Origin of the sequence: uncultured Intestinimonas sp. (assembly GCF_944387725.1) — a bacterium.
Taxonomy (GTDB): domain Bacteria; phylum Bacillota; class Clostridia; order Oscillospirales; family Oscillospiraceae; genus Intestinimonas.
In genome coordinates this window covers 1-22,391 of sequence record NZ_CALXGA010000013.1, presented here as the reverse complement: position 1 = coordinate 22,391, position 22,391 = coordinate 1, and the positions used below count along the sequence as shown (strand labels likewise).

23 protein-coding genes are annotated in these 22,391 nt (G+C 65.1%); 15 read left to right on the top strand and 8 right to left on the bottom strand.

Annotated features, from left to right (window positions below; translation table 11 throughout):
* The 6 genes from Q0K09_RS03495 to Q0K09_RS03470 form a co-directional block, all read right to left on the bottom strand.
* Positions 1-423, bottom strand: coding sequence for a hypothetical protein (locus tag Q0K09_RS03495; RefSeq protein ID WP_294472964.1), 423 nt, complete (start codon positions 421-423; stop codon positions 1-3).
* A 331-nt stretch (positions 424-754) separates the two neighbouring features.
* Entirely contained in the window at positions 755-2,563 is a 1,809-nt protein-coding gene (gene lepA, locus Q0K09_RS03490; protein ID WP_294472962.1) for a translation elongation factor 4, read from the bottom strand.
* A gap of 42 nt (positions 2,564-2,605) precedes the next feature.
* Positions 2,606-4,027: an MBOAT family O-acyltransferase gene (locus Q0K09_RS03485; protein WP_294472959.1), complete on the bottom strand. Its 1,422-nt coding sequence runs from the start codon at positions 4,025-4,027 to the stop codon at positions 2,606-2,608.
* Between the two features lie 31 nt (positions 4,028-4,058).
* Positions 4,059-5,135 (bottom strand): acyltransferase family protein, encoded by a 1,077-nt coding sequence (locus Q0K09_RS03480; protein WP_294472955.1) that lies wholly within the window; start codon positions 5,133-5,135, stop codon positions 4,059-4,061.
* Positions 5,136-5,141: 6 nt separating this feature from the next.
* Complete coding sequence (locus Q0K09_RS03475) at positions 5,142-5,510, bottom strand: VOC family protein (RefSeq protein WP_294472953.1); 369 nt, start codon at positions 5,508-5,510, stop codon at positions 5,142-5,144.
* A gap of 254 nt (positions 5,511-5,764) precedes the next feature.
* Complete coding sequence (locus Q0K09_RS03470) at positions 5,765-6,949, bottom strand: DEAD/DEAH box helicase (RefSeq protein WP_294472950.1); 1,185 nt, start codon at positions 6,947-6,949, stop codon at positions 5,765-5,767.
* 333 nt (positions 6,950-7,282) lie between these two features.
* Between Q0K09_RS03470 and secG the strand changes: the two genes are divergently transcribed.
* The 3 genes from secG (at position 7,283) to nagZ (ending at position 10,934) form a co-directional block, all read left to right on the top strand.
* A complete protein-coding gene (gene secG, locus Q0K09_RS03465; protein ID WP_294472947.1) occupies positions 7,283-7,537 on the top strand; it encodes a preprotein translocase subunit SecG in 255 nt (84 codons plus the stop codon).
* Between the two features lie 138 nt (positions 7,538-7,675).
* Positions 7,676-9,715, top strand: coding sequence for a ribonuclease R (gene rnr / locus Q0K09_RS03460; protein ID WP_294472944.1), 2,040 nt, complete (start codon positions 7,676-7,678; stop codon positions 9,713-9,715).
* A gap of 13 nt (positions 9,716-9,728) precedes the next feature.
* Positions 9,729-10,934 carry a beta-N-acetylhexosaminidase gene (gene nagZ / locus Q0K09_RS03455; RefSeq protein WP_294472941.1) on the top strand — a complete coding sequence of 402 codons (1,206 nt, stop codon included), beginning with the start codon at positions 9,729-9,731 and terminating at the stop codon, positions 10,932-10,934.
* Positions 10,935-11,014: 80 nt separating this feature from the next.
* Here nagZ and typA read toward each other — a convergent pair whose 3' ends face one another.
* Positions 11,015-12,838: a translational GTPase TypA gene (gene typA / locus Q0K09_RS03450; RefSeq protein WP_294472936.1), complete on the bottom strand. Its 1,824-nt coding sequence runs from the start codon at positions 12,836-12,838 to the stop codon at positions 11,015-11,017.
* Positions 12,839-13,195: 357 nt separating this feature from the next.
* Here typA and Q0K09_RS03445 point away from each other — a divergent pair, with 357 nt between their 5' ends.
* The 11 genes from Q0K09_RS03445 to Q0K09_RS03395 all read left to right on the top strand — a co-directional run bounded on the left by Q0K09_RS03445 (position 13,196) and on the right by Q0K09_RS03395 (position 21,057).
* Positions 13,196-13,372 (top strand): hypothetical protein, encoded by a 177-nt coding sequence (locus Q0K09_RS03445; RefSeq protein WP_294472932.1) that lies wholly within the window; start codon positions 13,196-13,198, stop codon positions 13,370-13,372.
* The gene (locus tag Q0K09_RS03440) at positions 13,369-14,031 is read left to right on the top strand and encodes a ComF family protein (RefSeq protein WP_294472928.1); all 663 of its coding nucleotides are present in this window, start codon (positions 13,369-13,371) and stop codon (positions 14,029-14,031) included. The genes Q0K09_RS03445 and Q0K09_RS03440 overlap by 4 nt, the downstream gene beginning before the upstream one ends.
* Positions 14,032-14,194: 163 nt before the next feature.
* A complete protein-coding gene (mreB, locus tag Q0K09_RS03435; protein ID WP_294472926.1) occupies positions 14,195-15,217 on the top strand; it encodes a rod shape-determining protein MreB in 1,023 nt (340 codons plus the stop codon).
* An 8-nt stretch (positions 15,218-15,225) separates the two neighbouring features.
* Positions 15,226-15,711 (top strand): GNAT family N-acetyltransferase, encoded by a 486-nt coding sequence (locus tag Q0K09_RS03430; RefSeq protein WP_294472923.1) that lies wholly within the window; start codon positions 15,226-15,228, stop codon positions 15,709-15,711.
* 337 nt (positions 15,712-16,048) lie between these two features.
* Positions 16,049-16,426: a PadR family transcriptional regulator gene (locus Q0K09_RS03425; RefSeq protein ID WP_294472922.1), complete on the top strand. Its 378-nt coding sequence runs from the start codon at positions 16,049-16,051 to the stop codon at positions 16,424-16,426.
* 12 nt (positions 16,427-16,438) lie between these two features.
* Positions 16,439-17,254: a permease prefix domain 1-containing protein gene (locus tag Q0K09_RS03420; protein WP_294472919.1), complete on the top strand. Its 816-nt coding sequence runs from the start codon at positions 16,439-16,441 to the stop codon at positions 17,252-17,254.
* On the top strand, positions 17,251-17,883 hold the full coding sequence (locus Q0K09_RS03415; protein ID WP_294472916.1) for a DUF5044 domain-containing protein: 633 nt from the start codon (positions 17,251-17,253) through the stop codon (positions 17,881-17,883). The genes Q0K09_RS03420 and Q0K09_RS03415 overlap by 4 nt, the downstream gene beginning before the upstream one ends.
* A 107-nt stretch (positions 17,884-17,990) precedes the next feature.
* Positions 17,991-18,503, top strand: coding sequence for an S-layer homology domain-containing protein (locus tag Q0K09_RS03410; RefSeq protein ID WP_294472913.1), 513 nt, complete (start codon positions 17,991-17,993; stop codon positions 18,501-18,503).
* A 273-nt stretch (positions 18,504-18,776) separates the two neighbouring features.
* Complete coding sequence (gene lspA, locus Q0K09_RS03405; RefSeq protein ID WP_294472910.1) at positions 18,777-19,262, top strand: signal peptidase II; 486 nt, start codon at positions 18,777-18,779, stop codon at positions 19,260-19,262.
* Positions 19,237-20,154 carry an RluA family pseudouridine synthase gene (locus Q0K09_RS03400; RefSeq protein WP_294472907.1) on the top strand — a complete coding sequence of 306 codons (918 nt, stop codon included), beginning with the start codon at positions 19,237-19,239 and terminating at the stop codon, positions 20,152-20,154. The genes lspA and Q0K09_RS03400 overlap by 26 nt, the downstream gene beginning before the upstream one ends.
* Positions 20,155-20,244: 90 nt before the next feature.
* The gene (locus tag Q0K09_RS03395) at positions 20,245-21,057 is read left to right on the top strand and encodes an HAD-IIB family hydrolase (protein WP_294472904.1); all 813 of its coding nucleotides are present in this window, start codon (positions 20,245-20,247) and stop codon (positions 21,055-21,057) included.
* Between the two features lie 105 nt (positions 21,058-21,162).
* Here the strand turns inward: Q0K09_RS03395 and Q0K09_RS03390 are convergent, their stop codons facing one another.
* The gene (locus Q0K09_RS03390; RefSeq protein ID WP_294472901.1) at positions 21,163-21,504 is read right to left on the bottom strand and encodes a helix-turn-helix transcriptional regulator; all 342 of its coding nucleotides are present in this window, start codon (positions 21,502-21,504) and stop codon (positions 21,163-21,165) included.
* Between the two features lie 277 nt (positions 21,505-21,781).
* On the opposite strand from Q0K09_RS03390, the gene Q0K09_RS03385 reads away from it, so the two are divergent.
* Complete coding sequence (locus Q0K09_RS03385; protein WP_294472897.1) at positions 21,782-22,042, top strand: hypothetical protein; 261 nt, start codon at positions 21,782-21,784, stop codon at positions 22,040-22,042.
* Positions 22,043-22,391 lie beyond the last annotated feature (349 nt).

Below are 22,391 nucleotides of genomic sequence, written 5' to 3'. Positions count from 1 at the left end.
CTATTCCGCCTTTTTGTCAATTTCGCGGGGGATATGCTTAGCATATACGATCTCTTGCTCACTATACAGCCCGGTGTAGCCGGACAGGCGGTAGGATACCGCCGCCGCCAGGGCGAAGAGGGGCAGGCCTTCCCCGCCGAAGAGCTCTGCGGCCAGCAGGATGGTGGAGAGGAGGCAGTTGGTACGCCGCAGAAGACGGCGGCCAGACCCACCACCCCGCCGAAGGAGGGGGAGGGGCCGGGCAGGAGAAAGCGCCTGCCACGGCCCGGAGCCGGGGGGCTGGGAGGTATTTGGTGTAGAGATGCCCGGCGCCGTGGACCACCTTGCAGAAGAGGACAGACAGGGCGGCGCACAGCCCGCCCAGCACCACCATCTGGAGGAGGGCCAGGGTGGAAGGCCGGGGACCAGGACGGCGTACTGCATGACCCCCGCCTGGACCACCTCCAGGGCAAAGACGGCGGCGGTGAGGGGGGTGCCGAAGAGGGCGGAAAAGGAAGATGCTTTATTCCTCGTCCAGCTTCAAAACTGCCATAAATGCCTCTGTCGGAAGCTGTACGGACCCCAAACTCCGCATCTTCTTTTTGCCGCCCCACAAAAGGCGCTGCCTTTTGTGGGGACCCCATTGGATTGGACATGCTCGGCGGAAATGAATTCCGCCTGCGCCAAGGGTTTTGGCCCAGAGGCCCAAAACCCTTGTACGCGCCTGACGGCGCGCCCCGCGCTGCGGGGCCCCAGAGGGCAAAAAGAAGATGCTTTATTCCTCGTCCAGCTTCAAAACTGCCATAAATGCCTCTGTCGGAAGCTGTACGGACCCCAAACTCCGCATCTTCTTTTTGCCCTCTTTTTGCTTCTCCAGCAGCTTTTTCTTCCGGGTGATGTCGCCGCCGTAGCACTTGGCCAGCACATCCTTCCGCATGGCCTTCACCGTCTCCCGGGCGATGATCTTGCCGCCAATGGCCGCCTGGACCGGCACCTCGAAGAGCTGCCGGGGGATGTTCTCCTTGAGCTTTTCGCACAGCCGCCTGGCCCGGGCGTAGGCCTTGTCCCGGTGGGCGATGAAGCTCAGGGCGTCCACCTGCTCCCCGTTGAGGAGGAGGTCCACCTTCACCAGGTCGCTGGGCTCGTACTTGTCCAGCTCGTAGTCCAGGGAGGCGTAGCCCTTGGTCCGGGCCTTTAGGGTGTCGAAGAAGTCATAGATGATCTCGTTGAGGGGCATGGAGTAGTGGAGCTCCACCAGGCTGGTGTCCAGGTACTGCATATCCTGGAAGGTGGCCCGGCGCTCCTGGCACATGGGCATGATGTTGCCCACAAACTCCGGCGGGGTCAGGATGGTGACGGCGGCATAGGGCTCCCGGGCCTCGGCGATGACGGCGGGGTCGGGGTAGTTGTGGGGGTTGTCCACATGGACCACCGTGCCGTCGGTCTTGGTGATCTCGTAGATCACCGAGGGCAGGGTGGTGATGAGGTCCAGGTCAAACTCCCGCTCCAGCCGCTCCTGGATGATCTCCATGTGGAGCATTCCCAGAAAGCCGCAGCGGAAGCCGAAGCCCAGGGCGGCGGAGGACTCCGGCTCAAAGGACAGAGAGGCGTCGTTGAGCTGGAGCTTTTCCAGGGCGTCCCGGAGGTCGGGGTACTTGGAGCCATCCTCGGTGTAGATGCCGCAGTAGACCATGGGCCGGGCTGGACGGTAGCCGGGCAGGGGCTCGGCCGCCGGGTGCTCCGCCCCGGTGACGGTGTCCCCCACCCGGGTGTCCTTCACGTCCTTGATGGAGGCGGTGAGGTAGCCCACCTCCCCGGCGATGAGCTCGGGGCAGGGCTCCATACCGATGGGCAGCAGGTGGCCGCACTCCAGCACCTCGTATTTGGCTCCGGAGGCCATCATCTTCACCGGCATTCCGGTGCGGAGGGTCCCCTCCATTACCCGGAAGTAGACGATGACCCCCCGGTAGGGGTCATACTGGCTGTCGAAGATCAGGGCCCGGAGGGGGGCAGCGGGGTCCCCCTTGGGGGCGGGGACCTTGGCCACGATGTCCTCCAGCACCGCCTCGATGTTGATGCCCTGCTTGGCGGAGATCTCCGGGGCGTCCTGGGCGGGGATGCCGATGACGTTCTCGATCTCCTCCTTGACCCGCTGGGGGTCGGCGGCGGGGAGGTCGATCTTGTTGATGACCGGCAGAATCTCCAGGTCGTGCTCCACCGCCAGGTAGGTGTTGGCCAGGGTCTGGGCCTCGATGCCCTGGGCGGCGTCCACCACCAAAATGGCTCCCTCGCAGGCCGCCAGGGAGCGGGAGACCTCATAGTTGAAGTCCACATGGCCGGGGGTGTCGATGAGGTTGAGCTCGTAGACGTTCCCGTCCTGGGCCTGGTAGTTGAGCTTCACCGCCCGGGCCTTGATGGTGATGCCCCGCTCCCGCTCCAGGTCCATGTTATCCAGGAGCTGGGACTCCATCTCCCGCTGGGACACCGCCCCGCACAGCTCGATGAGCCGGTCCGACAGCGTCGATTTGCCGTGGTCAATGTGGGCGATGATGGAGAAGTTTCTGATTTTAGATTGGTCCGTCATAGCGGCATACCTCCTGAAAAGGCGGATGGGGCGCAGGCCCGTCTAAAAATTGAAATAAATAAAGGGATTGTAGGTCCCCTTCACCAGAAAGGCGGCGGAGGCCAGGAAAACCAGGGTCAGGGCCAGGCCGTAGACGGCGTCCCACAGGGGAAAGAGGCGCCGGGCGCGCTTCCCCAGAACATGCTCCACCCGCTGGGTGAGCCAGGGGGCCGCCGGGAAGGCAAAGAGCACCCCCAGCAGAATCACCACCCAGTACTGCCCCCAGTAGTAGGCGGCCTGGAGGTCCGGCCCGCCGCCCCGGCCGAACATGGCCGCCAGAAAGTCCAGACAGGCCGGGAGGGTCCCCGCCCGGAAGAGGACCCAGCCGAAATTCACCATCAGGGCCGTCCAGGCCCAGCCCAGGAACGCCGGCCAGCGAATCACCCAGCCCCACAGCTTTTCCGGAGACAGCAGCAGAAAGTAGAAGAACCCCCAGGCAACGAAGGTCCAGCTGGCCCCGTGCCAGACGCCGGTGAGGAGCCACACCACAAAGAGGTTCCGCAGGGTCCTCCCCCGGCCACCCCGGCTGCCCCCCAGGGGGATATAGACGTAGTCCCGGAACCAGGTGGACAGGGAGATGTGCCACCGCCGCCAGAACTCCGTGACCGACCGGGCGGCGTAGGGCCAGTTGAAATTCTCCAGGAAATGGAAGCCGAACATCCGCCCCAGGCCGATGGCCATGTCGGAGTAGCCGGAGAAGTCATAGTAGATCTGGAGGGTGTAGCACAGGGAGCCCAGCCAGGCCAGGGCGGTGGAGAGCTCCGCCCCTGGAGTCTCCCAGGCGGCGTCCGCCACCAGGGCCAGCTGGTTGGAGAGAAGGACCTTCTTCCCCAGGCCCACCAGGAAGCGGCAGCACCCGTCGGAGAAGTCGGCCCAGTTCTCCCGGCGGTTTTTGAGCTCGGCGGCCACGGTGGAGTACTTGACAATGGGCCCGGCGATGAGCTGGGGAAAGAGGGAGACATAGAGCCCCAGGGCGAAGGGGCTCCGCTGGACCTCGGCCTCCCCCAGGGCCACATCCAGGACATAGCTCAGGGCCTGGAAGGTGAAAAAGGAGATGCCGATGGGCAGCTCAATGCCGGGAATGGGCAGGTTGAGCCCCAGCAGGTTCAAATTCTCCAGGGTAAAGACCAGGTATTTGAAGACAAAAAGGAGCCCCAGGTTGCACACGCAGGCGGAGGCCACGGGGAGGAGGAGCCGCCGTCCCCCCAGCTTCCAGGCGTGGACCCAGAGACCAAAGCCGAAATTGGCCAGAATGGAACCCATCATCACCAGCACAAACCAGGGCTCCCCCCAGGCGTAAAAGAGGAGGGAGGCCGCCAGCAGCAGGCCGTTCTGGGCCCGGCGCATCCCCCGGAAGATCACATAGTAGCCCAGGAGCACCGCCGGGAGAAGGGCAAAGAGAAAGATGGAGCTGGAAAAGAGCATGGGCGGGGCTCCTTTGCGTCAGAATGGGGCGTCAGGTGAGATAGGGCCCCGCCACAGGGATTTTGTGGAGGAGCCAGGAGAGGACATAGCTGGGGAGAAAGACCGCCAGGGCCAGCAGTGGGACCCCCACGGCGGCGGGGACGGGGGGAGTGCCCAGTCCAAAGTGCCGCAGGAGGAGGAGAAACCCCACATGGCAGAGATAGACCCCGAAGCTGCACGCGGCCATCGCACTAAAGCGCCGCCTCCAGGCGCCCTGGCCGCTGCCGCCCAGCACCTCCCGAAAGAGGACGAAGAGGGCCGCCGCCATGGCGGCGACGTTGGGGGTGAGGTAGCTGTAGAGGGTGACGTCCAGCCCACCGGCGCGCTGGGACAGCAGGGCGGCGCCCCCCACCGTGGCTGCGGCCCCGGCGATGCCCAGCACATAGAGGATGCCCCGGGCCGTCCGGCTTAGGGGATAGGTCTTGAGGTAATACCCCGCCAGGAAGTAGCCCACATAGGCCAGGGGCGGAAAGGCCAGGTTGAAGTTGAGGGAGAGGCGGTTGGCGTAGAGGGTCACGGTTTGGCTCCCCCGGAGGCGCAGGAAGAGGGGGAGGGCCAGCATGAAGAGGCCGTAGACCAGGAAGCACCAGTGGAAGTCCCCCCGGGAGGCCCCCCGGACGAAGGCCCGTAGGAGGGGCGTCATGAGATAGAGGCCCATGATGGTGATGAGATACCACAGGTGGGCCTCGGTGTCACCCAAAATCACGGCGTAAAGGGCGTAGGGAATGCTGGCCAGAGAGAGGGTCCCCGCCAGGAACTGGTGGAGGAGGTGATAGGCCGTCCCCCAGACCAGCAGGGCCGCCGCCATGCGCAGAAAATGCCCCAGAAAGAGCCGGGGCAGGGGGAGGCTCCGCTTGGGGTCCAGGAGGAACATGCCGCTGCACATGACGAAGACAGGGACAGCCCAGCGGCACAGGCCGTCCCAGGCGTTTAGGGCGTGCCAGTCCGCTGTCCCCACCGGGGACGACTCCAGCCAGCCGGCGGAGACATGGATGACGATGACCGCCAGCATGGCCGCCACCCGCAGCAGGTCGGCGTAGACCAGCCGGCCCCCTTTGCTCCTGGCCACGGGCCGTTAGTCCCTGGCTGGAATGATCTCCAGCCAGTAGCCGTCGGGGTCCTCGATGAAGTAGATGCCCATTTCCGGGTTCTCAAAGCAGATGCAGCCCATCTCCCGGTGCTTTTGATGGGCGGCGTCCATGTCCGGCACGGCGAAGGCCAGGTGGAACTCCCCCTCCCCCAGGTCGTAGGGCTCGGTACGGTCCCGGAGCCAGGTGAGCTCCAGGGTGAAGGGGGAGACGTTGTCGCCCAGGTAGACCAGCTTGAACGCCCCGTCCTTGCCCGCCTTCTCCCGGACGGGGACGAGACCTAGGGCCTCCCGGTAGAAGTCCAGGCTCCGCTCCAGGTCCAGGACGTTGAAGTTGACGTGGTTGAAGGTAAACATCGGCAGGGCCTCCTTGTGGAGATGTTGGAAAAGTATATCACAAAGGCGGGGGAAAGGGCAACCTCCTGGCCGGGGATTCCCCCTGTGCGGTTAGGGCTTGTTTGAAAATTGGCGATGTGTCCAGCAGCGAGGGATTTGGGGCCTCTGGCAAGCAATTTTTTTGCAGGAATCCTGGCGGATTTCAAGGAAAAATTGCGCCGTCCAGGGGGCAAAAGACCCGCCGGTTGGGCATGTTGACATGTTTCAAACAAGCCCTAGTTCTCCTGCCCCTCCTCCAGGTCCAGGAGGACCCCGTTTTCGTACTTGAGGCGGTGGACCTGGCTGCGGGTGATCTTCTGGATGTCGTCCATTTTCAGACTCTCGGCGATGGTGGACACCAGGGTGTAGGCCACCCCGTGGCGCTTGGCCCGGCCGGTGCGGCCGATGCGGTGGACGTAGTACTCGGTCTCATCGGGAACGTCGTAGTTAAAGACCACGTCCACGTCGTCGATGTCCAGGCCCCGGGCGGCCACGTCGGTGGCCACCAGCACCCGCAGCTCCCCCCGGCGGAACTTCCCCAGGGTCTTCTCCCGGACCGACTGCTGGATGTCGCCGTGGATGGCCTCGCAGGAGATGCCCCGTATCCGCAGCAGGCCGGTGAGCCGGTCGGTCATGTTCTTGGTGTTGCAGAAGGCGATGGCCCGCTCATAGCCCGCCGCGTCCAGAATCCGGGCGGTGAGCCCGGCCTTCTCCCCCCGGTCCACATCCACGCGGTACTGCTGGATGTCTGGCTTATTCTCCTCATCGGGGCGGACCACAATCTCCACCGGGTCCCGCTGGTAGACCCAGGAGATGTCCATAACCTCCCGGGAGATGGTGGCCGAGAACATCCCCATGTTCCGCCGGGACTTGATCTGGTCCAGGATGCGGGTGACGTCGTGGATGAATCCCATGTCCAGCATCCGGTCGGCCTCGTCCAGCACCACGGTCTGGACCTGATCCAGGCGGACGGTGCGGCGCTTCATGTGGTCCATCAGGCGTCCGGGGGTGGCCACCACGATCTGGGGCCGCTTCTTGAGCTGGCTGATCTGCCGGTCGATGGGCTGGCCCCCGTAGAGCACCACCGCCCGGACCCCCTCCTTAAAGGCGCAGAGATCCCGGAGCTCGTTCATGATCTGGATGGCCAGCTCCCGGGTGGGGGCCAGCACCAATCCCTGGACGGCGTCGCTGTCCGGGTCGATGTGCTCCACCATGGGGATGCCAAAGGCAAAGGTCTTGCCAGTGCCGGTTGGGGCCTTGGCGATGACGTCCTTCCACGCCATAAAATAAGGAATGGCACCGCCCTGGACGGGGGTGGCCTGGACGTAGCCCTTCTTGTCCAGGGCCTTCATGATTTCAGGGGAGAGCCCCAGCTGGTCGTAGCGGACGACCTCATTTACCTGTTCGCCGTTGATTTCCATGGGCGCATGTTCCTTTCTGCCTTCCCGTGCCTGATCCAAGGCCACCCACAGGCAGGCGAAACCCCGTTCCGCGCCCAAACGCCGCCGGACCTTCCGGGGCGCGGCCTCAAATCTGGAAGCTTTCCCGTCAATATATCATATCGGGGGGGATTTTGCAACCTTTTCCAGAAGAAAACCGGAACATAGCGGCCGGCCCCGGGGGCGTGTTTTTTCGGCGGAATGGGGCTTGCATTTTCGAAAAAAGTGTGATAGGATACTTTGTACTTGTCCGGGCGCACTGCGCCCGTTTCATGCTGACCACGCCCTCCGGGGCTTGAAAGGAACGATGCTCTCATGGGTACTGTGAAACTGGTTCTCACCATTGTCCAGGTGCTGGCCGCCCTGTTCCTGACCTTCGTGGTGCTGGCCCAGTCCGGGAAGAGCGCCGGCCTGTCCGGCGCCATCGCCGGCGGCGCCGACACCTTCCTGTCCAAGAACAAGGCCAAGAGCTGGGACGCCAAGCTGGCCCGCTGGACCAAGTGGGTGGCCATCGGCTTCATGATCCTCACCCTGGTCCTCTGCCTGCTGCCCGACGCCGTGGCCGCCTGAGGAAAACCCTGAGAGGGACGCGCTCCGCATCGCGGGAGGGCGTCCCTTTTCTCATCTCCGGCCCTTTTGAACCGGACCCAAGCTGCGCATACTTTTTGGTGCACACTTTGGAAAGATACGAAGGAGAAGATACACGCCATGACATTAGAAGGCATTTATCAGGCCAACGCCAGGGGCTTCGGCTTTCTGACCCCCGACGGGGCCGCAGACCGGGCCTCCGCCCTCTTTGTCCCCCCGGGGGCCGACGGCGGGGCCTGGACCGGGGACCGGGTCCGGGCCGAGACCCAGGCCGACCCCAAGAACCCCCAGCGGCAGGCGGCCCGGGTCACCGCCGTGCTGGTGCGCAACACCAAGACCCTCATCGGCGCGGTGGAGCGCCGGGGCCGGGAGACCTGGCTCCGGCCCAGCAGCGACCGCTACCCCCACGCCGTAAAGGTGGTGGGCCGCTCCGCCGGGAAGCTCCGGCCCGGAGACAAGATCGCCGTGGCTGTGAGCAGCTACGGCAGCGCCAAGCTCCCCCCCATGGGCGCCCTCAAGGCCAGCTTCGGCCGGGACGGCACCCGGCAGGCCAGCGTGGCCGCCATCCTCTACCGCTACGATATTGAAGACGAGTTCCCCGCCCCGGTCCGGGCCGCCGCCGCCCTGGCCCCGGAGGAGGTGGACCCGGCCGCCCGGGCCGACCGCCTGGACCTCCGGGACAGGACGGTCATCACCATCGACGGCGCCTCCTCCAAGGACTTCGACGACGCCGTCTCCCTGGAGCGGGACGAAAAAGGCCGCTGGGTCCTGGGGGTCCACATCGCCGACGTCTCCCACTATGTCCCGGCGGGCTCGGTCCTGGACCTGGAGGCCTTCCACCGGGGCGCCTCGGTGTACTTTGCCGACCGGGTGGTCCCCATGCTGCCGGAGGAGCTCTCCAACGGCATCTGCTCCCTGAATCCTCATGTGGACCGGCTGGCCCTCTCCTGCATCCTGACCCTGGACCCCTCCGGGGCGGTGCTGGACCACCGCATCGCCAAGTCGGTCCTCCGCTCCACCGAGCGGATGACCTACGGGGACTGCAACCTCCTCCTGGAGGACCGGGACCCCGCCCTGGCGGAGCGGTACGCCCACATCCTCCCCATGCTCCGGGACATGGCCGTTCTGGCCAAGGCCCTGGAACGCCGCCGCCGCAGCCGGGGGGCCCTGGACCTGGAGACCCGGGAGTGCTATATCGTCTGCGACGAGGCGGGCAGCCCTGTGGACGTCCGGGTCCGGGAGGCCGGGGAGTCGGAAAAGCTCATCGAGTCCTTCATGCTGGCCGCCAACGAGTGCGTGGCCGAGCACCTCCAGAAGGCGGGGCTCCCCTGCGTCTACCGGGTCCACGAGAAGCCCAGCGAGGACAAGGCGGCCGCCCTGCGGACCATGCTGGCCCCCTGGGGCTTCGATTTGAAGGAGGCCAGCCACGGCGCCCTCCAGAGCATCCTGGACCGGGTGAAGGGGACCCCCCAGGCCCCCGCTATCCACACCATGGTCCTGCGGAGCCTCATGAAGGCCCAGTACGACCCCCAGAACCTGGGGCACTTCGGCCTGGCGGCCAAGTATTACTGCCACTTCACCTCCCCCATCCGCCGCTATCCAGACCTGATGGTCCACCGCATCCTCACCGCCCTGCTGGACGGGACCCTGGAGCGGCAGCGGGGGAAGCTCACAGCCGCCGTGAAGCGCGCCGCCGTCCAGTCCTCCGAGCGGGAGGTGGCCGCCATGAGTGCCGAGCGGGAGATTGAAAAGTGCTATCTGGCCGAGTATATGGTCCCCCATGTGGGGGAGGCATTCTCCGGGACCGTCACCGGGATCACGAAATTCGGTCTCTTCGTGGGGCTGGAAAACGGGGTGGAGGGGCTGCTCCCCGTCACCGCCCTGCCCGACGACCGCTATGAGTATGACGAGGCCCGGATGACCCTCACCGGGGTGCGGACCAAGTTCGTCTACACCTTCGGGATGCCCCTGGAGGTCCTCTGCGCCGCCGCCAACCCCGGCAGCGGCCAGATCGACTTCACCCTCCCTGGGGAGCCGGGGGCCCTGCCCAAGGTCCGCTCCACCCCCCGGCGGGAGCCCGCCCCCGAAAAGCGGGGCCGCGCCAGCCGCCCCCGGGGCCGCCGGAGCGGAGGCCGGGGGCCCCGCCGGAACAAGCGCTGAGGAGGCGGGCCCCATGAGAAGAAAAACGCGCGCCCTGCCCCTTTTGCTGGCCCTCTTCCTTCTGACCGTCGGCTGCCGCCCCGCCGCCGGACCGGCGACCCCGGCTCCGCCCGCCTCCACGCCGGTTCCGGTCACCCCCACGCCCACCCCGGAGCCAGACCCGGTGGAGGAAGCCCTTTCCGCCATGACCACGGAGGAGAAGGTGGGGCAGCTCCTCATGGCTGGGTTCTACGGCGCCCAGGCCGGGGAGGAGGTCCGGGCCTACATCCAGGACCTCCATGTGGGGGGCGTGATTCTCTTCGGCCGCAACGTGGAGAACGCCGGGCAGATGGTGGAGCTGACCAACGGCCTCAAGGCCCTGGCGGGGGATGGCATTCCCCTGCTGATTGCGGCGGACCAGGAGGGGGGCTCGGTGGATCGGATGCCCCCGGAGGTCCACCGGCTCCCCAACCCCTATGACGCCGCCGGACCGGCGGCCCTGGGCCGGGCACTGGGGGCGGAGTGCGCCGCCTTCGGGATCAATACCGACTTTGCCCCCAGCCTGGACGTCTGGTCCAACCCGGACAACACCGTCATCGGCCGCCGGGCCTTCGGCTCCGACCCGGAGACGGCGGCGGAGGGCGGAACCGCCTGCGCCGCCGCCCTGATGGAGGCGGGCGTCATTGCGGTGGGGAAGCACTTCCCCGGCCACGGGGATACCGGCGCCGACTCCCACACAGATCTTCCCGTGGTGGACAAGACCCGGGAGGCCCTTCTGGCGGAGGAGCTGGTCCCCTTCCAGACGGCCATCCTGGCGGGCCTCCCCGCCGTGATGATGGGCCATATCCTGATGACCCAGATCGACCCGGAGCGCCCCGCCTCCCTCTCTCCGGCGGTGGTCACCGGCCTCCTCCGGGAGGAGCTGGGCTTTGACGGAGTGGTGGTCACCGACGACCTGACCATGGGGGCCGTCACCCAGAACTACGGCCTGGGGGAGGCCGCCGTCCTGGCGGTGGAGGCCGGCTGCGACCTGCTGCTGGTCTGCCATGAGGCGGGAAGCGTGGAGGAGGTCTGCCAGGCCCTCCTGGCGGCGGCGGAGTCCGGCCGCCTCTCCCAGGCGCGGCTGGACCAGAGCGTCCGGCGTCTTCTCGCCCTGAAGCTGGACTTTGGCGTCAACGCTGAACCGGTGGAGCCCCCCGACCTGGAGGCCCTCAACGCCCTGGTGGACGCCGTGGGCTGAGCGCCGGCAGCTCCGGGCTCTCCGAAAAAACATGCTGTATTCCAGCCGGGCTGAAATACAGCATGTTTTGACATTTTGGCTTATTTTCCGCCCTTGAGGGCCTTCATGCGGTCGGCGTGGTTGAGGATGCGCTTGCGCAGGCGCAGGGACTCGGGGGTGACCTCCAGGAGCTCGTCGTCGGCCAGAAACTCCAGGCACTGCTCCAGGGACATCTGCCGGGGGGGCGTCAGCCGCAGGGCCTCGTCGGAGCCGGAGGCCCGCATGTTGGTCAGCTGCTTCTTCTTGCAGATGTTCACGGTGATGTCCTCGCTCTTGGGGGTCTCCCCCACCACCATGCCGGCGTAGACCGGGACGCCGGGGCCGATGAAGAGGACGCCCCGGTCTTGGGCGTTGAAGAGGCCGTAAGTGACGCTCTCGCCGGTCTCAAAGGAGATCAGGGAGCCGCTGGAGCGCCGGGAGAGGTCCCCCTTGTAGGGGGCGTAGCACTCGAAGACCGAGGCCATAATGCCCTCCCCCTTGGTGTCAGTCAAAAATTCGTTGCGGTAGCCGAAGAGGCCCCGGGCGGGGACCAGAAACTCCAGCTTCATGCGGCTGCCCACGGGGACCATCTCCAGCATCTCCCCCTTCCGGGAGCCGATCTTTTCGATGACCGCCCCCACGGCGTCGCTGGGGACGTCGCAGACCAGGCGCTCGATGGGCTCGCACTTTTTGCCCTCGATCTCCTGGTAGAGGACCCGGGGGGGAGAGACCTGGAACTCATAGCCCTCCCGGCGCATGGTCTCGATGAGGATGGACAGGGACATCTCCCCCCGCCCGGCCACGTTGAAGGCGTCGGTGGAGCCGGTCTCGCTGACCCGGAGGGAGACGTCCTTCAGGGTCTCGCGGAACAGCCGCTCCCGGAGCTGCCGGGAGGTGACGAACTTACCCTCCCGCCCGGCGAAGGGGGAGTCGTTTACGGAGAAGGTCATCTCGATGGTGGGAGCGGAGATTTTGACGAACTCCATGGGCTCCGGGCAGTCGGGGGCGCAGATGGTATCCCCGATGGTCACGTCCCCGATGCCGCTCATGGCGATGATGTTCCCGGCGCCGGCCTCGGACACCGGGACCCGGTTGAGGCCCTCGAACTGGTAGAGGGCGGTGGCCTTGGCCTTTTTGGGCGGGGCCTCAGGGTCGTGGTAGTTGCACACGGCGATCTCCTGGTTCTGCTTCACCGCCCCCCGCTCGATGCGGCCGATGGCGATGCGCCCCACGAACTCGTTGTAGTCGATGGAGGAGACCAGCATCTGGAAGGGGGCCTCCACGTCGGCCTCCGGGGCGGGGATATAGTCCAGGATGGTGTCGAAGAGGGGCTTTAAGTCTGCGCCCGGCACGTCGTGGGAGTAGGAGGCGGTGCCGTTCCGGCCGGAGCAGAAGAGGGTGGGGGAGTCGAACTGCTCCTCGGTGGCGTTGAGGTCCATCAACAGCTCCAGGACCTCGTCGCAGACCTCGTGGATGCGCTGGTCGGGGCGGTCGATTTTGTTGACCACCACGATGACCCGGTGGCCCAGCTCCAGGGCCTTGGAGAGGACGAAGCGGGTCTGAGGCATGGGGCCCTCGGCGGCGTCCACCAGGAGGATGACGCCGTTGACCATCTTCAAAATGCGCTCCACCTCGCCGCCAAAGTCGGCGTGGCCCGGGGTATCCACGATGTTGATCTTCACGCCGTTATACTGCACGGCGGTGTTTTTGGCCAGGATGGTGATGCCCCGCTCCCGCTCCAAGTCGTTGGAGTCCATGACCCGCTCGGCCACCGCCTGGTTTTCCCGGAAGGCGCCGCTCTGCTTGAGCATCTCGTCCACCAGGGTGGTCTTGCCGTGGTCGACGTGGGCGATGATGGCGACGTTCCGCAAGTTTTCGTTTCGCAACAAAATACACCTCTTAAAAAACGCGGCCTCTGGCCGCAAAAAGTAAATGAAAAAATGGCAACGTGCTATTATACCCTGTCCCGGGAGAAAAGGCAACTTTTTTCTCGGAAAAAGGGGGAAAGGGCCCCCTTGCGGCCCGGCGTCCCGTCTTCTTGGCTCCCCCTCCGGGGGAGCTGGCTGCGGCGTCAGCCGCAGACTGAGAGGGTTTCCCCCGTTTGGGGTTCCACTCCGGGGGTCCGGCGGGACGCCGGACCTTTAAGGTCCAAAATTTCAAGCCGTAAAAATGCACTAATAATAATCTAATTTTTAATGCAAAGGATATGCTTTGTTTACCTCAAAAATGGGGAGGCAGAGTATATGAAAGAGACGAAACATCTGAGTATCCGTATGGATCTGGAGCTTCATGACAAGCTGCAATACATTGCGGCCTATGAGGGCCGCTCGATGAGCCGTCAGGTGCTATACCTGATCACAACCTGTGTCAGAGAGTTTGAGAAGGAGCATGGCCCCATCTCCCCGGAAGACCTCGCATGACGGGCCCGGCGGAGGTCCTGCTGGACCTGCTCTTCCCACCCAAGTGCGTCTTCTGCCGCAAGCTTCTCCACAAGGGCGAGGAGGGCCTGTGCGCCGCCTGCCGCTCCAGCCTCCCCTGGACCCTGTCCGGGGAGGCCGGGCAGCGCCTGGAGTTCGTCTCCCTGTGCGTCTCTCCCCTGTGGTATCAGGACGCCGTCCGGGCCTCCTTCCACCGCTACAAGTTCACCGGCCTTCGGGGCTACGCCAAAACCTATGGCCGCCTGATGGCCCGGTGCATCCGGGAACACCTGGCGGGACAGTACGACCTCATCACCTGGGTCCCTCTTGCCCCGGAGCGGCGGAGAAAGCGGGGCTACGACCAGGCCATGCTCCTGGCCCTGGCCGCCGCCCAGGTTCTGGAGGATACGGCGGTGGAGACCCTGCGAAAAATCCGCAGCACCAGCGCCCAGTCCGGCCTGGGCCGGGACGACAGCGCCCGCCGGGCCAACGTCCTGGGCGCCTACCGGGTGTCGGACCCCGCGCTGGTGGAGGGCCGGCGGGTCCTCCTCATCGACGACATCGTCACCACCGGCTCCACCCTCTCGGAGTGCGCCCGTACCCTGCGCTCCGCCGGAGCCGCCGGTGTGACCGGCGCCACGCTGGCCCGGGCCCGGCGGTGAAACACCCGCCTGCGTGTCAGCTTTTTGAATTTGTAGTTGAAAACCGTCGGAACTCCCGATATAATAGGGACGATAGTTCCCGCCGTTTCAACAACTAAGAGGTTTAACAATGGGTCTCTTGGCTAAAATAAAAGCAAAGCTGAAAAGATTTCGAGGTGCTGGTATGTTTGCAAAGGACATCGGTATCGACCTGGGTACCGCTTCGGTTCTGGTATATGTAAAGGGCAAGGGCGTGGTCCTCCGGGAGCCCTCCGTGGTGGCCATGGACAAGGACAAGGGCACCCTGCTGAAGGTGGGCACCGATGCCCAGCAGATGCTGGGGCGCACCCCCGGCAACATTGTGGCCATCCGCCCCCTCCGGGAGGGAGTTATCTCCGACTTCGACATGACGGAGCGGATGCTCAAGGAATTCCTCCGCAAGTCCGCCTCCTTCCGTCTCTTCAAGCCCCGGGTGGTCATCTGCGTCCCCTCCGGCATCACCGAGGTGGAGGAGCGGGCCGTGGTGGACGCCGGCATCCAGGCGGGCGCCCGCCGGGTCTTCCTCATCGAGGAGCCCCTGGCCGCCGCCATCGGCGCCGGCATCGACATCACCAAGCCCGACGGCCACATGATTGTGGACATCGGCGGCGGCACCACCGACATTGCCGTCATCTCCCTGGGGGGCATCGTGGAGTCCGCCTCCATCAAAATCGCGGGCGACCAGTTCGACGAGGCCATCATCAAGTACATACGCCGGAAGCACAACGTGCTCATCGGCGAACGTACTGCCGAAGAGATCAAGATGCAGATCGGCTGCGTCTTCCCCCGCCCCGAGGAGCAGAACTATGAGGTGAAGGGCCGCTGCCTCATGACCGGCCTGCCCCGGGTCTTCACCGTCACCGCCTCTGAGATGATCGAGGCCTTTGAGGAGGTCTCCACCCGCATCCTGGAGGCCATCCACAGCGTCCTGGAGCGCACCCCCCCGGAGCTGGTGGCCGACATCTCCACCAACGGCATCTGCATGACCGGCGGCGGCAGCCTGGTCTGGGGCTTTGACAAGCTCATCGAGTCCCACACTGGCATCGAGACCTATGTGGCCGACGACGCCATCTCCTGCGTGGCCAACGGCACCGGAAAGAGCCTGGACTGGGTGGGCGATATGCAGGACGGCACCATGAACATCTCCCGCCGCAAGCAGATGACCTGAGGGATGCCTTGGACCAGACCTTTTCCATCCGTCCGGCCGTGGAGGCCGACACCCCCCTGATCCTCCGCTTCATCCGGGAGCTGGCCGAGTACGAGCACCTGCTCCATGAGGTGGTGGCCGACGAGGACGCCTTGCGCACCTGGATTTTCCAAAAGGGCGGCGCACAGGTGCTCCTGGCTCAGGAGGGGCTCGAGCCCGTGGGCTTCGCCCTCTACTTCCACAGCTTTTCCACCTTCCTGGGCCGCTGCGGCCTCTACCTGGAGGACCTCTATGTCCGCCCCGAATACCGGGGCAGAGGCTATGGGCTGGCCCTGCTCAAGCGCCTGGCCGCCATCGCCGTCTCCGAGGGCTGCGGCCGTCTGGAGTGGTGGTGCCTGGACTGGAACCAGCCCTCCATCGACTTCTACCGCGCCCTCCCCGCCCAGTCTATGGACGACTGGACGGTTTACCGGGTGACGGGGCAGGCCCTGACCGATCTGGCTCAGGGCGGCTGACCCCTCCCCATCAGCCTGAGGCCCCATTTCCACAGAGCCTGTCCGCCGGACTGGAAGCCCTTCCAGTCCGGCGGACTTTTTGCTTGACATACCTAGGGCTTGTTTGAAAAATGGCAACATGCCCAACCGGCGGGTCTTTTGCCCCCTGGACGGCGCAATTTTTCCTTGAAATCCGCCAGGATTCCTGCGAAAAAATTGCTTGCCAGCCGCCCAAAATCCCTCCCTGCTGGACACATCGCCAATTTTCAAACAAGCCCTAGCTTCTCGAGGTATATTATACCTAGAAGGACGAGGTATTAGGAAATATGGATTGAAACACGGAAAGGAGTGACCTGCCATGAAGGCCGACAAGAACCTGCTGTCCGGGAGCACCACGCTGCTGGTCCTCTCTCTGCTCGCCGCCGGGGACAAGTACGGCTACGAGATGATCGCCGAGCTGGACGCCCGGAGCGATCACACCTTCACCCTCACCCTGAAGGAGGGAACCCTCTACCCCATTCTCCACGGCCTGGAGAAGGACGGGGCAGTGAATTCCTACACCCGGGAGGCCTCCACCGGCCGGACCCGGAAGTATTACCACATCACCCGGAAGGGCCTCCGGCGTCTGGAGGAGCAGAAGCGGGAGTGGACAGCGTTCTCCCAGAAGGTGAACGCCATTCTCTCTGCCCTCTCACCGGCGGAGGGGGAGGCCCTGTCCGGCCCTGCCTCTTCGTGAAGGGAGGCCGCCATGCACGATTCCAACCCCTTTGAGACCTTCTGCGCCGCCGTCTGCGCCCAGGTCCGCTTCCGGCCCGACCGGGCGGCCATCCAGGCCGAGCTGCTGGACCACCTCCAGGACCACGTCGGCGCCTTAAAAGAGCGGGGCCTGCCTGTCCTGGACGCCCGGGCGGAGGCCGTGGCCGCCATGGGGGACCCGGTGGAGCTGGGGAAGTCCCTGGACCAGCTCCACAGCCCTCTGGCCGGCTGGCTCCTGGCGGTCCTCAAATGGACCTCCCAGCTCGCGGCGGCAGCGGCCATCTATTTCCTGATCCTCTTTCTGGGCCGGGACCTGCCCGATCTACTGGACCCTGCCTATCCCATCACCTCTCGCGGCGTACTGTATTATCAGCGCGGCATGGAGGAGACAGAGAACACTGTTTTGCTCCAGCCCACCGCCACCGCCCGCACGGAGGACTATACCCTCTCCATCCCCTATGCCGTCCTCAACACCTGGGAAGACGGCCAGCGTACCCTCTCTTATTTGCTGAAGGTCACCCATTGGAATCCCTGGTACCGGGACCCTGAGATAGACGCCTGGATTTCCGCCCAGGACGACCTGGGGAACGTCTATGTTGACGGTGGATCCTCTGCCGAAAGCGGCCGGCTTGCAGATACCTGCCGGTCCTGGGGGAATCCCTTAACCGACTATCCCTTCATTTCCTACTATGATATGCAGGTCACCGGCCTGGACCCCGGCGCCGCCCAGGTCATCCTGACCCTCCAGCCCTTCGGGGTAAGGGAATGTACCCTCACCCTCTCTCTGGAAGGAGGCGAGCCGTCATGAGCCGGCCAAACATCTATTTCAACCGCCGCAGGCGCTTTCTCCGGGACAGCCTGATTCTGCTCTTCTCCCTGCTCCTGCTCTACATCTGTCTGGACTTCCCCATCCCCACCGCCGGCCTGGCCCGCCGGGCCACCGAGCGCCGGGCCTTTTTCGGCCCCTCCCAGGTCCTCTGCACCCTGGAGGAGCCCATCGCCTATGAGCGCTCCTACGCCGTCCGCTGGCGGGACTGGTACGGCGTGGTCAGCATCCGGCGCAGCGGTCTCTTCTGGGACGCCGGCGGCGTGGAGGTGGTGGAGAACGACCCCGCCCAGGCCCTGATCCCCATGACAGACCAGGTCATTCTTCGTTATGAGGAGCCTATTCTGGTCTTCTCCAACGACCCGAATATTGTCCGGGTGGCCCTGGAGTTTCCGGCAGCGCCAGAGGGGGAGCCCCCCCGGCTGATCTCCGCCGTGGCCTGGTCGGACAACGGCTGCTTTGTCCTGGACATCCCGGAGCTGCCCACGGACACCGCCTGGACCTATTCCAGAGACTTCCGGCTGTCCGGCTACGACGCCTCGGTCAACCGGATCTGGTTCACGGAGAACCCGGACTCCTGGGTGGAGCAGTTCGGCGTTGAGTTCGCGTAAAGGAGGGTCCAGCCCCTTTGACCCAGTCCCTCCGACACCCTTCCCCTTGACAGACCTTCCAGATCATGGTATTCTCCGGGCATCCTGAAGAGAAGAGGGAATGCCCCATGCGGATACCCGCCGCCCTGCTGCTGCTCCTGCTGCTGCTGTTCCCCAAGACCCGTGTCGCCGCCGGGGAGGGGGCGGTCACCCGGGGAGACTTTGTGGTCCTCCTGTGGGAGAGCGCCGGGGCGGTCCCCTACGACGCCGCCACCGCCTTCACCGACGTCCCACGGGACCACGCCTGCGCCCAAGCCCTGGGCTGGGCCGCCGCCCAGAGCCTGGTCCTGGGGGTGGGGGAGGGCCGCTTCGCCCCCGACCGCCCCATCACCCGGGAGGAGGCCGCCGTACTCCTCCGCCGCTGGGCGGCCATCCAGGGCCGGGACACCTTCCTCCCCGACGGCGTGGCGGCGTGCAACGACTACGCCGACATCTCCCCCTGGGCGGACGACTCCCTCTACTGGGCCGCCGGCGCCGGCCTGATGGCCTGGTCCCCCGGCGGCCGTCTGGACCCCGGCGGCGTCCTCACCCCGGACCAGGCCCAGGATATCCTCCACCGCTTCCGCTGCGGCCAGCCCTGACCGGCGCCGGCGCGGGAGAGTGCGCCCGGCTGAGCCGCCTGAACAGGGCCGCTCAGCCGGGCGTTCGCCTTTCAGAGGCCCTTGCAGGGCAAAGCCGGCGCCTATCAGCCGTGCGCTTTGACCTCCGGCCGGCTGAGAACCACAGGCCAGTGACCAGATATCCAGCCCGAAGCATGGCGCGGCAGAAATTTGACCAGGTTTTCTGCAATTTCAGTTGAGCCCCGGGCAGGACCGTGGTACAATGGGGGAGATGAAAGAAATAGGAGTGCTTCCATGCTGTACGCCCTGCTTGTGGCGGTCCTGGTGGCCGCCGATCAGATCGTCAAATACCTGGTTCGGACCTACATCCCCCTGGGGACCTCCCTGCCCTTCCTCCCCGGCCTGGTGGAGCTCACCCACTGGCAGAACACCGGCGCGGCCTTCTCCATCCTCTCAGGGCACACCTGGCTGCTGACCCTGGTGTCCGCTGTGGTGGCGGCGGTCCTCATTGGGGTCCTCCTCAAGGGGATCTTCCGCAGCCCCTTCGGGCGGGCCAGCCTCTCCGTGGTGCTGGCGGGAGCCATCGGCAACCTCATCGACCGGGCCCTCTTCGGCTCGGTCACCGACATGTTCAACCTGCTCTTTATGCGCTTTGCCGTCTTCAACGTGGCCGATATCTGCGTGGTCTGCGGCGGCATCGCCTTCTGCGTCTACTTCCTGTGCTTCTACGACAAGGAGAAGAAGGAGGACCCCCATGACTCCCATCCTGCTGCGGGCTGACCGGGAGGGGGAGCGGCTGGACCAGTTTCTCGCCCGCTCGGTGGAGGGGCTCACCCGCTCAGCAGCCCAGCGGCTGCTGGAGGAGGGCGCTGTGGCGGTCAACGGCCGCCCGGCCAAAAAGAACACCCGCACCGCCCCCGGCGACGGGGTGACGCTCTCTCTGCCGGACCCGGAGCCGGTGGGCCTGCTCCCCCAGGACATCCCCCTGGATGTGGTTTATGAGGACGCGGACGTCATCGTGGTGAACAAGCCTGTGGGCATGGTGGTCCATCCCGCCCCCGGCCACCCAGACGGCACCCTGGTCAACGCCCTGCTGTATCACTGCGGAGACAGCCTTTCGGGCATCAACGGCGAACTGCGGCCGGGCATTGTCCACCGCATCGACCGGGACACCTCGGGTCTCCTCATCGCCGCCAAAAACGACGCCGCCCACCTGGCCCTGGCCGCCCAGCTCCAGGACCACTCCCTCTACCGGGAATATGAGGCGGTGTGCGTGGGAACTCTCCGGGAGGACGCCGGCGCCGTGGACGCCCCCATCGGCCGCCACCCGGTGGACCGGAAGAAGATGTGGGTGGACCCCAAACACGGTCGGCCCGCGGTAACCCACTGGGCCGTTCTGGGGCGCTATCCTGGCCACACCCACCTCCAGTGCCGGCTGGAGACCGGACGCACCCACCAGATCCGGGTCCATCTGGCCTCTGTGGGCCACCCCCTGCTGGGTGACACGGTGTACGGGGCCAAAAAGCCGGTCCCCGGCCTGGCAGGGCAGTGCCTACACGCGCGACGGCTTTCCTTCCTCCACCCCCGCACCGGGGAGCGCCTGACGGTGGAGTGCCCCCTGCCCGGCTGGTTTGCCGCCCTCCTCCGGCGGCTGGGCGGGCTCCAGGCTTGACAAGGGCCTGCGGCCTGGGATAGAATGAATCCAATCCCGCCGGCCCCTCTCCCGGACCGGCGCAGTTACGAGAGAGAAGGTGTCCTCCCCATGGGCAAATTTGACGGCGTTCTTTTGGCCAGTGACTTCGACGACACCCTGGTGAGCTCCGACTGCGTCCTCTCCCCCGGCAACCGGGCGGCGCTGGAGTACTTCACCCGGGAGGGAGGCCGCTTTACCGTCTCCACCGGCCGGGCCAGGCGCACCTTCGCCCCCTACGCCTCCTCCCTGCCCATCAACGCCCCGGTGGTCCTCTCCAACGGGGCCATGCTCTACGACTTTGCCGCCGGGCGGACGGTGGTGGACCTGCCCCTGCCCCCCACGGCGGCGGAGGACCTGCGGGCCCTGTGCGACACGCTCCCCGCCCTGGGGGTGGAGACCTACCACGGCGACGACGTCTACATCTACCACCCCAACGCCCATACCCGGCGGCACATGGAGAAGGTCAAATGCGGCTGGACCGAGGCCGGACTGGGGGACATCCCCACCCCCTGGAGCAAGGCCGTCCTCCAGGCGGACCACAGCCTTCTCCTCCAAGCCCAGGCTGTCATCCGGGCCCGGTGGGGGGAGCGGTACGAGGCCATCTTCTCCAACGCCGTCCTTCTGGAGTGCACCGCCAAGACCGCCAGCAAGGGCGGCATGGTGCTCAAGCTGGCCCAGCTGCTGGGAGTGGCGCGCAAGGACCTCTACTGTGTGGGGGACAACCAGAACGACATCCCCATGCTCTCCATCTCCGCCATCCCCTTCGCCCCGGCCAACTGCGCCCAGGAGGTGAAGGACTCCGGGGCCACCGTCCTGAAATCCTGTGAGGAGGACTGCATCGCCCAGATTGTGGGCATTTTGGACATGCGGTACCCTTCATGAGGGGAGCGCCGGGCTCCGGCGGCTCTGGAAGAGAGGGCTCGCGCTCCCCGTAAAAAAGCGCACAGACGGTTTTTGCCGCCTGTGCGCTTTTTTCATGGGCCCGGCTCAGAGCTCCTGCTCCCCCAGCCAGGTGACAAAGCTCTTGAGCAGAATAAGCTGCTTTCGGTTCAGGCCCCGGAGCTGCTCGGTGAGCTCCTGCCGCAGTCCGTGGTCCCCCCGGGAGGAGGTGCCTAAAAGCAGCGTGTCCGGGGTGGTGTCCAGGGCGTCGCAGATGCGCATAAAGACCTCCAGACTGGGAATGGAGACCGCCCGCTCGATGTTGGACAAATAGCTTGCGTTGATGCCGCAGGCCTCGCAGACCTGGGACTGGCGCAGGCCAAGGCTCCGCCGCCGGGCCGCGATGCGCTGTCCAACCTCGTGGTAATCAATGGCCACTTCTCTCACCATGCCCTTTCCTTGCGCCCTGCCGGCGTCTGTCCGGACGGTTCCCCCAAGGGGTCTCCACGTCGTTTTGTGGGAAATCGCGCCGTGCAAGGTGGGAAATACCGTCTATCCGGCACGTTGACCCGATTAAAACAGGGCTTCATACTATTTTGGGCGTATCTGAGGTGGCTTGAAACCACTTATAAATCATTTATTACACTTGACATTCATATTTTATTGGTTTATAGTGTATTTATATACTATTACACATGACAATAAAACACCGAGGGAGGACTGCCCCATGTCGATGCCCCATTTGCTGGACCAGCTGGCGGTCCGGGAGCAGTGCGTCTGCCTGTCTGACCTGCGCCAGCGCGCCTCGGTCTATTTTGCCCTGCTGGAGCTCCCCGCCAGCGCCTTTCCGGCGGAGATGTGGCGGGAAACGTTACACTACCTCACAGGAATCTCCCTGCCCGCCGGGACGGCGGAGGACTGCCGGACCCAGCTCCTGGACTTCTACCAGAACCAGGCAGACCGGCCCGCCCGGAAGCGCCGGGACTAAAACGCCCCGCCCCCGCCAATCGGGACGGGGCGGGCTCGCGCTCCGCGCCAAAAAGTGCGCAGACGGTTTTTGCCGTCTGTGCGCTTTTTTCATGGGCGGAGCTACAGCCTCTGGTCCCCAAGCCAGAATCGTATATATCGGGGCAAAATCCTACTGTGATGTATATGAAAAAGCGGTTGTGGGAACCACCTGCCTGAGCGCATCCAATCCAAACGCTCCTGTACAAAATTTTGAACCGTCCTATGAACAGATACAAAATGTCACAGAATTGGCTAGGGCTTGTTTGAAAAATAAAAGTTGCACAAAAGGAGCAGATATGCGAAACTAGAGGTATGAAACACTATGAATT

What these genes read in the sequence shown, in the direction of transcription:
- Q0K09_RS03495 (WP_294472964.1), bottom strand. Translation starts at nt 423, where the DNA reads ATGCAGTACGCCGTCCTGGTCCCCGGCCTTCCACCCTGGCCCTCCTCC.
- lepA (WP_294472962.1), bottom strand. Translation starts at nt 2,563, where the DNA reads ATGACGGACCAATCTAAAATCAGAAACTTCTCCATCATCGCCCACATT.
- Q0K09_RS03485 (WP_294472959.1), bottom strand. Translation starts at nt 4,027, where the DNA reads ATGCTCTTTTCCAGCTCCATCTTTCTCTTTGCCCTTCTCCCGGCGGTG.
- Q0K09_RS03475 (WP_294472953.1), bottom strand. Translation starts at nt 5,510, where the DNA reads ATGTTTACCTTCAACCACGTCAACTTCAACGTCCTGGACCTGGAGCGG.
- Q0K09_RS03470 (WP_294472950.1), bottom strand. Translation starts at nt 6,949, where the DNA reads ATGGAAATCAACGGCGAACAGGTAAATGAGGTCGTCCGCTACGACCAG.
- secG (WP_294472947.1), top strand. Translation starts at nt 7,283, where the DNA reads ATGGGTACTGTGAAACTGGTTCTCACCATTGTCCAGGTGCTGGCCGCC.
- rnr (WP_294472944.1), top strand. Translation starts at nt 7,676, where the DNA reads ATGACATTAGAAGGCATTTATCAGGCCAACGCCAGGGGCTTCGGCTTT.
- nagZ (WP_294472941.1), top strand. Translation starts at nt 9,729, where the DNA reads ATGAGAAGAAAAACGCGCGCCCTGCCCCTTTTGCTGGCCCTCTTCCTT.
- Q0K09_RS03445 (WP_294472932.1), top strand. Translation starts at nt 13,196, where the DNA reads ATGAAAGAGACGAAACATCTGAGTATCCGTATGGATCTGGAGCTTCAT.
- Q0K09_RS03440 (WP_294472928.1), top strand. Translation starts at nt 13,369, where the DNA reads ATGACGGGCCCGGCGGAGGTCCTGCTGGACCTGCTCTTCCCACCCAAG.
- mreB (WP_294472926.1), top strand. Translation starts at nt 14,195, where the DNA reads ATGTTTGCAAAGGACATCGGTATCGACCTGGGTACCGCTTCGGTTCTG.
- Q0K09_RS03425 (WP_294472922.1), top strand. Translation starts at nt 16,049, where the DNA reads ATGAAGGCCGACAAGAACCTGCTGTCCGGGAGCACCACGCTGCTGGTC.
- Q0K09_RS03420 (WP_294472919.1), top strand. Translation starts at nt 16,439, where the DNA reads ATGCACGATTCCAACCCCTTTGAGACCTTCTGCGCCGCCGTCTGCGCC.
- Q0K09_RS03415 (WP_294472916.1), top strand. Translation starts at nt 17,251, where the DNA reads ATGAGCCGGCCAAACATCTATTTCAACCGCCGCAGGCGCTTTCTCCGG.
- Q0K09_RS03410 (WP_294472913.1), top strand. Translation starts at nt 17,991, where the DNA reads ATGCGGATACCCGCCGCCCTGCTGCTGCTCCTGCTGCTGCTGTTCCCC.
- lspA (WP_294472910.1), top strand. Translation starts at nt 18,777, where the DNA reads ATGCTGTACGCCCTGCTTGTGGCGGTCCTGGTGGCCGCCGATCAGATC.
- Q0K09_RS03400 (WP_294472907.1), top strand. Translation starts at nt 19,237, where the DNA reads ATGACTCCCATCCTGCTGCGGGCTGACCGGGAGGGGGAGCGGCTGGAC.
- Q0K09_RS03395 (WP_294472904.1), top strand. Translation starts at nt 20,245, where the DNA reads ATGGGCAAATTTGACGGCGTTCTTTTGGCCAGTGACTTCGACGACACC.
- Q0K09_RS03390 (WP_294472901.1), bottom strand. Translation starts at nt 21,504, where the DNA reads ATGGTGAGAGAAGTGGCCATTGATTACCACGAGGTTGGACAGCGCATC.
- Q0K09_RS03385 (WP_294472897.1), top strand. Translation starts at nt 21,782, where the DNA reads ATGTCGATGCCCCATTTGCTGGACCAGCTGGCGGTCCGGGAGCAGTGC.